The organism is Nodularia chucula CCY0103 (genome assembly GCF_963923915.1).
Lineage (GTDB): Bacteria > Cyanobacteriota > Cyanobacteriia > Cyanobacteriales > Nostocaceae > Nodularia > Nodularia chucula.
The window spans coordinates 1-10878 of the sequence record NZ_CAWUOL010000126.1; the positions used below are offsets into that span (position 1 = coordinate 1).

At 41.6% G+C, this 10878-nt stretch carries 14 protein-coding genes; 7 read left to right on the forward strand and 7 right to left on the reverse strand.

What is annotated here, in order from left to right:
* Positions 1–224: 224 nt before the first annotated feature.
* Both ACM0OP_RS22325 and ACM0OP_RS22330 read left to right on the forward strand, forming a co-directional pair.
* A complete protein-coding gene (locus ACM0OP_RS22325) occupies positions 225–377 on the forward strand; it encodes a DUF2256 domain-containing protein (protein WP_414530608.1) in 153 nt (50 codons plus the stop codon).
* Positions 378–448: 71 nt separating this feature from the next.
* Positions 449–1411 carry an isoaspartyl peptidase/L-asparaginase gene (locus tag ACM0OP_RS22330; protein WP_414530609.1) on the forward strand — a complete coding sequence of 321 codons (963 nt, stop codon included), beginning with the start codon at positions 449–451 and terminating at the stop codon, positions 1409–1411.
* 49 nt (positions 1412–1460) lie between these two features.
* Here ACM0OP_RS22330 and glmU read toward each other — a convergent pair whose 3' ends face one another.
* The 3 genes from glmU to ACM0OP_RS22345 all read right to left on the reverse strand — a co-directional run bounded on the left by glmU (position 1461) and on the right by ACM0OP_RS22345 (position 5471).
* Positions 1461–2819, reverse strand: a complete 1359-nt coding sequence (glmU, locus tag ACM0OP_RS22335; RefSeq protein WP_414530610.1) for a bifunctional UDP-N-acetylglucosamine diphosphorylase/glucosamine-1-phosphate N-acetyltransferase GlmU — start codon at positions 2817–2819, stop codon at positions 1461–1463.
* A 261-nt stretch (positions 2820–3080) separates the two neighbouring features.
* Positions 3081–4133: an HD domain-containing phosphohydrolase gene (locus ACM0OP_RS22340; protein ID WP_414530611.1), complete on the reverse strand. Its 1053-nt coding sequence runs from the start codon at positions 4131–4133 to the stop codon at positions 3081–3083.
* A gap of 447 nt (positions 4134–4580) precedes the next feature.
* Positions 4581–5471: a tRNA (5-methylaminomethyl-2-thiouridine)(34)-methyltransferase MnmD gene (locus ACM0OP_RS22345; RefSeq protein ID WP_414530621.1), complete on the reverse strand. Its 891-nt coding sequence runs from the start codon at positions 5469–5471 to the stop codon at positions 4581–4583.
* 10 nt (positions 5472–5481) lie between these two features.
* On the opposite strand from ACM0OP_RS22345, the gene ACM0OP_RS22350 reads away from it, so the two are divergent.
* Positions 5482–6303, forward strand: coding sequence for a sulfurtransferase (locus ACM0OP_RS22350; protein ID WP_414530612.1), 822 nt, complete (start codon positions 5482–5484; stop codon positions 6301–6303).
* A gap of 87 nt (positions 6304–6390) precedes the next feature.
* On the opposite strand, the gene ACM0OP_RS22355 is transcribed toward ACM0OP_RS22350, so the two are convergent.
* Positions 6391–6714 carry a hypothetical protein gene (locus tag ACM0OP_RS22355; protein ID WP_414530613.1) on the reverse strand — a complete coding sequence of 108 codons (324 nt, stop codon included), beginning with the start codon at positions 6712–6714 and terminating at the stop codon, positions 6391–6393.
* Positions 6715–6935: 221 nt separating this feature from the next.
* On the reverse strand, positions 6936–7145 hold the full coding sequence (locus tag ACM0OP_RS22360) for a hypothetical protein (protein ID WP_414530614.1): 210 nt from the start codon (positions 7143–7145) through the stop codon (positions 6936–6938).
* Between the two features lie 205 nt (positions 7146–7350).
* Between ACM0OP_RS22360 and glpK the strand changes: the two genes are divergently transcribed.
* The gene (gene glpK / locus ACM0OP_RS22365; RefSeq protein ID WP_414530615.1) at positions 7351–8832 is read left to right on the forward strand and encodes a glycerol kinase GlpK; all 1482 of its coding nucleotides are present in this window, start codon (positions 7351–7353) and stop codon (positions 8830–8832) included.
* Positions 8833–8864: 32 nt separating this feature from the next.
* Here glpK and ACM0OP_RS22370 read toward each other — a convergent pair whose 3' ends face one another.
* Both ACM0OP_RS22370 and ACM0OP_RS22375 read right to left on the reverse strand, forming a co-directional pair.
* Positions 8865–9164 carry a type II toxin-antitoxin system RelE/ParE family toxin gene (locus tag ACM0OP_RS22370; RefSeq protein ID WP_414530616.1) on the reverse strand — a complete coding sequence of 100 codons (300 nt, stop codon included), beginning with the start codon at positions 9162–9164 and terminating at the stop codon, positions 8865–8867.
* Entirely contained in the window at positions 9161–9388 is a 228-nt protein-coding gene (locus ACM0OP_RS22375) for an addiction module protein (RefSeq protein ID WP_414530617.1), read from the reverse strand. The genes ACM0OP_RS22370 and ACM0OP_RS22375 overlap by 4 nt, the downstream gene beginning before the upstream one ends.
* A 112-nt stretch (positions 9389–9500) precedes the next feature.
* Between ACM0OP_RS22375 and ACM0OP_RS22380 the strand changes: the two genes are divergently transcribed.
* From ACM0OP_RS22380 to ACM0OP_RS22390, 3 genes are all read left to right on the forward strand, one after another.
* Complete coding sequence (locus ACM0OP_RS22380) at positions 9501–9746, forward strand: type II toxin-antitoxin system HicB family antitoxin (protein WP_414530618.1); 246 nt, start codon at positions 9501–9503, stop codon at positions 9744–9746.
* Positions 9743–9955: a type II toxin-antitoxin system HicA family toxin gene (locus ACM0OP_RS22385; RefSeq protein ID WP_414530619.1), complete on the forward strand. Its 213-nt coding sequence runs from the start codon at positions 9743–9745 to the stop codon at positions 9953–9955. The genes ACM0OP_RS22380 and ACM0OP_RS22385 overlap by 4 nt, the downstream gene beginning before the upstream one ends.
* A gap of 115 nt (positions 9956–10070) precedes the next feature.
* Complete coding sequence (locus tag ACM0OP_RS22390) at positions 10071–10847, forward strand: hypothetical protein (RefSeq protein WP_414530620.1); 777 nt, start codon at positions 10071–10073, stop codon at positions 10845–10847.
* Positions 10848–10878: the final 31 nt, after the last annotated feature.

The window sequence follows — 10878 nt, forward strand, 5'->3', positions numbered from 1 at the left end:
CTGACCCTGAATCTCTTTATTTCTCTGGCTTTTGGCTTTATTCAGCAAACCCTACGTAATTCGTAATTTGGTGATTGGGTATTAGGTATTGGAGACTAGGAATTTTTCCCCCTGCACCCTGCACCCTGCACCCTGCACCCTGCTTGTTTGCCTTTGCCGCAAACTAGTTATAATGATTTTCCATCCCTGTTAAACATAAAATTCAAATCCCCACGGCATTTATTATGGGACGAGTTCGTTCTAAATCAGACCTACCTAATAAAATTTGTCCCGTGTGTCAACGTCCCTTCACTTGGCGGAAGAAATGGCAAGATTGCTGGGACGAGGTGAAATACTGCTCAGAACGCTGTCGCCGTCGCCGTTGTGACAGTAAGTGACTGGGAACTAGGATGGGGAATTGGGGTAATTAACTGCAACTGAGACGCAAATAGCGCAAGGATTATCGATAATGAATTTACAGGTGCAACCTAAAGTAATTATTCATGGAGGAGCTGGTAGTTCTCTCCACGGGAAGGGAGGATTAGAAGCGGTACGGCGGTCACTTTATACGGTAGTGGATGCTGTTTATTCTCTTCTACAGTCCGGCGCACCTGCATCTGAGGCGGTGTTGCTGGGTTGCCAAATGTTAGAAGATGATCCCCGGTTTAATGCTGGTACTGGTTCAGTGCTACAGTCTGATGGCCAAGTGCGGATGAGTGCTTCTTTAATGGATGGCTCATCAGGGCGTTTTAGTGGTGTAATTAATATTTCACGGGTGAAAAATCCCATTCAGTTGGTACACTTTTTGCAAAATGCTCCAGATCGGGTACTGTCTGATTTTGGTGCGGCTGAACTGGCACGGGAGTTACAAGTTCCCTTATTCAATCCTTTAACTGATTTAAGATTACAAGAATGGATGCAAGAACGCCAAGATGATTTTAAAAGCACAATGGCGGGTGTGGTAGCGGAACCGGAATTAGTGGAAACAAGTAATGCTGGGCGCGGTACGATTGGTGTGATTGTTTTAGATACCTCTGGTAGATTGGCTGCTGGCACTTCCACAGGGGGAAAAGGTTTTGAACGTATTGGTAGAGTCAGTGATTCTGCTATGCCCGCAGGTAACTATGCTACTCGTTATGCGGCGGTGAGTTGTACTGGTATTGGGGAAGATATCATTGATGAATGTTTAGCGGCGAAAGTTGTTGTCCGGGTAACTGATGGAATGTCTCTTCAGGATGCTATGCAACGCTCTTTTACGGAAGCTAGTAAACATGAGCGTGATTTAGGTGCGATCGCTCTAGATGCTTCTGGGGCGATATCATGGGGTAAAACTAGCCAAGTGTTACTTGCTGCTTACCATGATGGTACAGCCATTGGTGATACTTTGGAATGGCATAATGGTGAGTTAGTGGGCTGTTTAAACGCAGATTAACGCTAAGGTTAACGCTGAGGTGCGCTGAGGATTCTATATTCTTCAGCACTTAGCACTTGTCGCCTGTTTTCTGCTGCCAATCTTGTTTGACTACTTGACGACTACGGGCAATTACTAGGGAGTTATCGGGGACATTTTCTGTAATCGTGGAACCTGCGGCGACATAAACATCATTTCCCAAGGTGACTGGTGCGACTAAAACACTGTTGGAACCTGTTTTAGTGCGATCGCCTATATGGGTAGGATGTTTTTTCACGCCGTCATAGTTGGCAGTAATTGTACCTGCTCCAATGTTAACTTTGTTGCCTGTAGTTGTGTCACCCAAATAGGATAGATGAGCGGCGTTGGTGCGATCGCCTAATTGACTATTTTTCAATTCCACAAAGTTACCCACACGGCAATTAGCACCGACTACTGCATGACCACGTAAATGAGCATAGGGACCAATGCGGCTATCTCTCTGAACAATGCTATCTGTAACTACAGAATACTGCACCGTGACATTTTCACCCAATTGGCTATTTTCAATTAAACTCCCAGGGCCAATACAACTCCCCGTTTGAATGGTGGTATTTCCCCGCAGGTGAGTTTGGGGTTGAATAATCACATCAGGCTGTAATTCTACAGTGTCATCAATGGTAATGCTATGAGGATCGATGAGGGTGACACCAGCCATCATCCATTTTTCCTTAACCCGTTTCTGTAAAATTTCGTAAGCCGTTGCTAGTTGCAGACGATCATTAATACCCAAAATTTCTTGGTAATCTTCCACATCCACAGCCGTAACTTTACCCACTTGGGTAACAGCATCAGTAAGATAATATTCTTTCTGGGCATTATTTGCTTGTAAATGGGGCAGAACTTGGGCTAGTTGTTGCCAACAAAAGCAGTAAATACCGGCATTAACCCGCCGATTGCTTTTTTGCGCCGCAGTACAATCTTTTTCTTCCACAATTTGCTGTACCACATTTTCACTGTTACAAAAAACCCGCCCGTACCCTTGGGGTTCAGGGACGTATGAAGTGAGGATGGTGGCGGCGTTGTGATTTGCTTGGTGAGTTTGTAATAGTTTTTGTAGGGTTTCGCTGCGTAATAATGGCACATCACCATTTAACACGAGCAAATCTCCGGTATAACCCTCTAGGTGGGGTAGTAATTGCTGGATTGCGTGACCTGTTCCCAGTTGTTGAGTTTGTTCGACGAACTCCAGATTAGGGGATTGTATGGATGTTTTTACAGCTTCTGCTTGATATCCGACAATCAGCATCCGCCGTGAAGGTGAAAGGATTTCTACACTGTCAAGAACTCTCTCAACTAGCGATCGCCCACCCAAAGAATGTAAAACTTTAGGTAAGTCTGATTTCATCCTGGTGCCGCGTCCCGCCGCTAAAATTGCTACAACTGCCATAATTTAGCTATCAGCTATCAATAAATTACCTGTGAGGGCTTGATCTTTTGATACATTTAGGCTCAAATCATATCAGTTAATCGCACCAATAGGAAAACTTTATTGTGAGTGGGGAGTGGGAAGAGGCAGAGGGGCAGGAGGCAGGGTGCAAGGGAGAATAGGAAAGGTTGTTAAGCTGCCGTCCGTGTCCAGTAATTTCTAACTCCCCCTGCTCCCTGCTCCCTTGCTTCTTATGGGGAATGGGGTAAAAGTATAATCAGTTTATGCCTTAACCTTCTTGGCAGTTGTTATAAATTGAATAAAGTCTTGGACAAGTTGGGGATTGCGCCAACCTAAATCAGTTTCTTGTTGGATTACAGATATTGCTGCTTCTAGCGTCAAGGCTTTTTTATAAGGTCGTTCGCTACTGAGAGCATCGTAAATATCAATTATTTGAAATATTTGGGCTATGTAGGGAATATCATTACCTTTTAAGCCATCCGGATAGCCTGATCCATCCCATCGTTCATGGTGATGGCGAATAATGGGAATTACTCCTTGCATACTCCGCAATGGTGAGCAGATTTTTTCCCCAATCAAAACGTGCTGCTTCATAATTGCCCAATCTTCAGGGGTGAGTTTGCCTTCTTTTAGTAGCACTGAGTCCGGGATACCCACCTTACCGATATCATGAAGATAACCACCCCACATTAAATCTCTGATTCGGTGGCGTGAAAGATTGAGGTATTCACCAAAAGCCTCTCCGATTTTAACTAACCGTTCGCAATGATCACCTGTATTGGGGTCACGACTTTCAATAGCTCTAGCAATAGAAAACAGCACTTTTTCTGCATGGTCTAAATCTTCATTTAAACGCTTCTGATGCACTAGGGATTTGACGCGGGCTGTTAATTCTAAATTGTCAAAAGGTTTGCTGAGAAAATCATCCGCCCCGACTTCAATTCCTTTGATCCGCGATCGCCTATCATTGAGTGCTGTCACAAAAATAACAGGTATTAGCCTTGTTTGTTCATCCTCTTTGAGTCGCCGACAGACTTCAAACCCATCCATCAGGGGCATCATCACATCCAGTAAAATTAAATCTGGTGGTTTTTCCTTCACCATGATTAAAGCAGTCGGGCCATTTTCTGCCTCAATGACTTCGTATCCTTCCATTGATAAGAGAGCAACAGCAGTAATCCGACTAGTGGTATGGTCGTCCACAACTAAAATTATTGGCACTTCTAAATCAACTTCTTTAGCTTTTGTAGAAACTGTAGCTTCTGAAGTTACGGTGATTGAAGTATCATAATCGCAACTAATATCACTTTTCATCCCACAAGGTGCTACTTATAACTTTTTCAATAAAAGGTCTACTTCAGACAATTTTAATGGATAACCTGCCTAATTTGGAAATTAAAATGAGTATGTCAAATTAAATTGAAAATTAATTTTGTTCAAGATGATTGCCAAAATAAACCCATAACTTTTGAACTTACTTTGCTAGTAAATCCCATACATAAGAAAATACAATAATATTTGTTATCTGAAATACAAAATTTACATTTAGTAATTTTAATTAGCATAAATTATGACTACTCTGGGCAAAGTAATCAAAGATATAGGAATCCGGTTTGATTGCGGAAATTACTCGTAGAGGTAGGGAACAGGGAACAGGGAACAGGGAACAGGGAAAGAGAAATAATGTGTACGGACTTTTATTCATAAATCAAATAGGATGGCTATAGTCGTAAAAGCACTACCCAGTCCCCATCTTGAATGCTAAGAGGATCTTTTCTGATATATTGACAACCAGCGTTTTCGCCAACGGGAGGTAGTTTCCCGTGAAGAGGCTTGATGTTCTATTTGTCGCCGCATGAGTATAACATCAGCAGAATCTATGAGTTGAGGATCGCGGTAGGGAATAGCAGCACGAGTTTGTAAATGTTCTTGTTCTTTGGCAGACAGGGGGGGAAGATAATTTGTGGGGGATATGGCCGCAACTGTACCCGGCGATCGCCTCCCCACCGGTGGAGTAGAACCTATGTTGAAGCCAGCAGCTAACAGCCCCGCCCGGACAGCAGCAGCACAAGAATAAGTAGCCAGCAAGCCATCAGGCTGTAAACACTGCGCCACCTTTTGCAGAAATTCTACAGTCCATAACTGAGGACATTGGGGCGGGGAAAAGGGATCTAAAAAAATTCCATCAGCTTGAAAGCTAGATTCATATACCTGCGTTATCAAGTTTCTAGCATCACCAATGAGTAATTGTGCTTGGAGACGATCTGTTTTTACCTGCTGATCACAGGCCAGTTGGGATAAAATTTCCGTGTACTCATAGTTCCAGTTATCGAATAGATGATGTGCGATCGCCGCTTTTGGTACATCTGGATTCAGTTCTAAACCAATTAATTCCACCTGACAACGGGGATTCACCGCCCAAATTGTCTGCAAAGCGGCAGCTGTGTTGTATCCTAGACCATAACAAATATCCAATAGCCGTAAAACTGGTTTTTCAGCAAATTTTGCTAACTGAGTCGGAACTACAAACTTAGAAAAACTCTCTTGTTTCGCTCCAAAATGGCTATGAAACATTTCACCAAACTCCTCTGAGACAAAGGTGAAAGAACCATCTGCTGTGACTTGCGGTGTAAATTTTTCCAACTCTCCCATAGCACCTTGAATGAATAACACCCAAATTGTTGTTTCCCCAACTTGGCTTTTTGAACATCTGCACGATCCCCAGGTCGTTATTATTGATTGTCGCTTTTCTCTAGCTGATCCACAACTAGGAAAACAACAATACCAAACCAGTCATATTCCCAACGCCCATTATCTCGATTTAAATCAGGATCTTTCCAGTCCTGTAGGTAAACATGGCGGTAGACATCCTTTACCTGATGTCAATCAGCTAGCGGAAAAGTTATCTGCAATGGGTGTGGATTCTCAGCAAAGTTTAGTAGTAGCTTATGATGATTCTCGCTTGGCTTTTGCGTCTCGGTTGTGGTGGTTACTAAGGTATTTAGGACATCAGCAAGTAGTTGTATTAGATGGAGGATTTACAGCCTGGCAAAAAGCTGGTTATGCCGTCACAGATGTAATTACCCCGGTCAAAATAGGTAATTTCATTCCCCAAGTAAACACAGAAATGGTCGTAGATTTTCAGACTGTGAAAATTCGCAAAGATTTACCACAAGTAGCCTTGGTAGATTCCAGAGAAGGCGATCGCTACAGAGGAGAACGAGAACCAATAGACAAAATAGCCGGTCATATTCCCGGTGCAATTAACTATCCTTGGCAAGAAATTACCGACTCTTCCGGTTGTCTTCTTTCCACCTCAGAGCATAGTCAAAGATGGCAGCAACTGCAAACAGCAGAAGAAATAATTGTTTATTGTGGTTCTGGTGTTACAGCTTGTGTAAATTTACTTTCCTTAGAATTAGCCAAAATTCACACAGGAAAACTGTATGCTGGCAGTTGGAGTGACTGGATTAGTTATCAATAATAAAAGTTCGTAGTCAAAGCTAAAATATCCCATAGCACACTACGAACAAAAAATTATTATTAACTATGTTAGGACTGAATCAACTGGTTATTTTACACCATCTTGAAAATCGGCTAAGGCGTAAGCAAACTCACGAAAAGCTGTTTTAATTAAAACCTCTTTCATGTTTCTGTCCAAGTGAGAGTTGCGGATCAGTTCTGCTAACTCTATAAATAGCAGAGAAAACATATAACGATCTTGGCGGTCTACCTGTTTTAAGGAAGACAAGATAAAATCATACAGTTCTGTTTGTCTAGCTTTAGTTTGTTCATCCCATATTTGGAATCCAAGACGGAAGACTTTTAACCGGATCTCATTGGTGTTATAAGTCGTATCTTTGTAGCGAATTGATACGCGTTGGGGAATATCCATAAGTTGACAGGATGGAGATTTAATATTAACTATTATTCATCTGTTTTTCTGTTAATCTGGATAAAAAATAGTTAACATTTTTCTATTAAATTGGTATCAACTTAAAAAACGCCATGAGTAGATCCCCAATAGAAGAATCAGGGATCTATATCCTAATCATTTGATCTGTCGGTTGTTAGGAAAGTTGGCAGAATGCGATCGCAATTCACCCTAACCAAAAATTAAAAATCATCCTCAAATTCGCCGTCAAAGCCGCCACGACCTTTACCCCCACCGCCACGGCCGCCTCCACCACCAAAGTAGGGACCACAACGGGGGACAAAAACACGCCGAGGACAACCCCTTCCTCCCTTCCTTCCTCCGGAAAGGAGTTGTTGTTCTTCTGTCGATAATTCCACAATCAACTCAGGTGGGATCATTTGTGTTGCCATAATTTGTTACCTCACTTACAAAATTAGGCATCGCTACCTAATGACCTAAATATAAGGATTAGTTATTTTTAAATCACAATCCGAAAGGTATAGTTTATGGTCTACCTGGAGTTGGGTAAATTTTTCAATGCAGAGGGACGCTAAGGCAACGCAGAGTTACGCAGAGTGTTACTTTAGTTTGGTTACTCTTTGCGCCTGTGATCCTATGACTAAATATATTGCTGCTATTGACCAAGGAACAACTAGCACCCGCTTTATGATCTTTGACAAGCAGGGTAAAGTTGTGGGCTATGCACAAAAGGAACATCAACAGATTTATCCTCAGCCTGGTTGGGTGGAACACGATCCCCAGGAAATTTGGTCATGTACTCAAACTGTGATTAAAGATGCTTTAGAGCGGAGTAATATTACTGCTGCTGAGATTACAGCCGTTGGCATTACTAATCAGCGTGAAACAATTGTAGTCTGGGATAAAAACACAGGCAAACCTTATTACAATGCGATTGTTTGGCAAGATACCCGAACGGATAACATCTGCAATCAACTAGCAGCAGATTTTGGTATAAATTGTTTTCGCGCGATTACAGGTTTACCAATTTCTACTTACTTTAGCGCACCGAGAATTAAATGGTTACTGGAAAATATACCAGGATTAAAAGCTGCTGCTGAAAATGGTCAAGCTCTTTTTGGCACAATTGACACTTTTTTAATTTGGCATTTAACAGGTGGTTTGCATATCACCGATGTGACTAATGCTAGTCGTACCTTGTTGATGAATTTGAACTCTCTAGATTGGGAACCGGAAATTTTGCAAATTATGGGTATTCCCAGGCAGATGTTACCAGAAATTCGCCCTTCATCAGCTATGTATGGCAAGGCTACAGGTATTTTAGCAGGAGTTCCCATTGCTGCTGACTTAGGTGATCAACAAGCCGCATTAATGGGACAAACTTGTTTTCAGGTAGGTGAAGCCAAAAATACTTATGGCACTGGTTGCTTTATGCTGCTAAATACAGGCCAGCAAAAAGTGTTTTCTCAACATGGTTTATTGACAACAGTAGCTTACAAGTTGGGGGATGCTCCTACAGTTTATGCTTTGGAAGGTAGTATTGCTATTACTGGTGCTTTAGTGCAATGGTTGCGTGACAACTTGGGATTAATTCAAACCAGTGCAGAGGTAGAAGCATTAGCCAGTACAGTTACTGATAACGGTGGTGTTTATTTTGTCCCTGCTTTTTCTGGGTTATTTGCTCCCTATTGGCGTAATGATGCCAGAGGTGCGATCGTGGGGATGACTCGCTACACAAATAAAGGTCATATCGCCCGCGCTGTTTTAGAAGCAACAGCATGGCAGACTCGTGAAGTTTTAGATGCGATGCGAGAGGACGCGCAGGTAAATTTAACGGCTTTGAAGGTAGATGGCGGTATGGTTTATAACAATCTATTGATGCAATTTCAAAGTGATGTTTTAGGTGTGCCAGTGATTCGTCCCCAAGTAGCAGAAACTACAGCTTTAGGCGCGGCTTATGCTGCTGGGTTGGCGACTGGTTTTTGGAGTAGTCTGGAGGAATTATCTGATAATTGGCTTTTAGATCAGACTTGGAAACCGAATATGGATACTGTGGAGAGGGAAGGTTGTTATCGGCTTTGGAAGAAGGCTGTTACTAAAACTTTTGATTGGGTGTAATCAATAATTTGCTTGAAAAATAAAGTGAAATTCTATTTAATTCTATCTAACCACTGTTTTGGGTCGCGTTTTGCGTGGAAGCAGCCCAGTACAAAAACAGTCTCTTCGTCAAAAATATAGAGAATAAAATAAGGGAATTTGCGGATTAATACTTTTCTTACTTGTTGATGAATAACTTGGTAAGCAAGGGGTTGTCTTCCGATTCCAGATAGACAAACATCAACCGCACGAACAAATTCAGAACCTAAACCTGGACTTTGGGATTCGTACCACTCAAAAGCATCTTGAATATCAAATTCTGCTTCTGGCTTAATAATTAGGTTATGGTTCATTGGGAAAATCCTAACCGTTTTTTCACATCTTCCCAACTAGAACCATTTGTAGGGTTTTGTTTGTAATTTTCTAACCGTCTATCCAGTTCCTGCTGTTGTGCTTGACTCAAGGGCATTTCCTCTTGCTGTTGCACAATGCTATCCCATAAATCTTCAGCTAGTTGGATACGCTCTGCAATGCTGAGTTCAGAAATGTCACATTTTAAGAGGGGATGGAGACTCATGAGTAACAAGTTAGGGTTGAGCTTTTATCTATTTTATAACATTGTAAGTAAATTTCATTATGTAGTTATTTTTGTCATTAAAATATAATTAACCACACCATAGCATCACAATATGTTCTACAAAATTCCACTGCTGCTGACACCTCAACCAGAAGGAGGGTTCACTGTAACTTCTCCACTTTTGCCAGAATTGATCACTGAAGGGGATTCTATGGATGAAATTTTAGCTAATGTCCAAGATGCCTTGGAAACTGTTATAGAAATGTATCAAGATTTAGGTAAAGAACTTCCTCACAACCTACAATCTGTAGACCAAAATTCACCAGCTTTGATAGAAACAATTATATCCGTTAAATGAACTATAGAGAAGTTGCTAAGAAATTATCTAGGCTGGGATGTGAACAAATTCCCAGAAGTGGTGGAGGTTCACACAGAAAGTGGTTTAATCCCATTACTCAGCAATCAACTGTAATTCCTGACTGGAGTAGCCGCGATCTGAAAATAGGTACATTACGAGCAGCTATAAAACAATTAGGAATTGAATGGTCTGATTTTGAACAATCATAAAAAACTCTCATAGCAAAAGTGCCACAATTTGCTGTAGTCTGTGCCATTCAGTTACAGTTTTATTTAACAATAGCATTTGCAAAACTTCACCTATCCCGCCGGAGCTTAGTACACAATGGTATCTCTCTCGTTTGATGCTTATCTCAAATCAATTCAAAAGAACCTGCAAAAAGGCAGTGAGCGCAGCCATTATCCAGCATTAAAAAATTTGCTAGACGATCCTGCTCAAGGAATTGACGCTGTAATTGAAGAAAAAGGCAACAAAGCAGGGATTCCAGATTTTACCGTCAAGCGGCGAGATTTGCTGGTGGGTTATGTGGAAGCTAAAGACGTTGGGCTAGATTTAAATCAGATTGAAAAAACAGAGCAATTGCAGCGATATCTAGAATCGTTTCCTAATTTCGTTTTAACTAATTATCTAGAGTTTCGCTGGTATATCAATGGGAAGCGTAGACTCAATGAGGTATTAGCAGCGCGAAAAAGCAATACACTAGCACTAAAAAATCCCGAAAAAATTGCAGTTTTACTGGAGCAGTTTCTTAACTACACAGGCGAGATCATTAAGAGTCCTGAAGACTTAGCGCGACAGATGGCGAGGTTAACAAAGTCCATCCGGTTAGCAATAGCAACGGCTCTTAGCCTAGAGAATATTGAGGGAGAATTGCATCAATTAAAACAAGGTTTTAGTGAGGTGTTGTTACCCAATTTGAATGATGCTGACTTTGCTGATATGTATGCACAAACCATTTCCTATGGTCTATTTGCAGCTAGAGTTGGTCATGCTCAAAATCCGGGGGGTGAAGCCTTTACCCGTCGCACCGCCAGCACATATATTCCAGCCACAAATCCATTTTTGAAGCGGTTATTTAATAGACTCATCCGCGAATCATAAATGCCTACCAGGAGAGAGTGACAAGGAATTC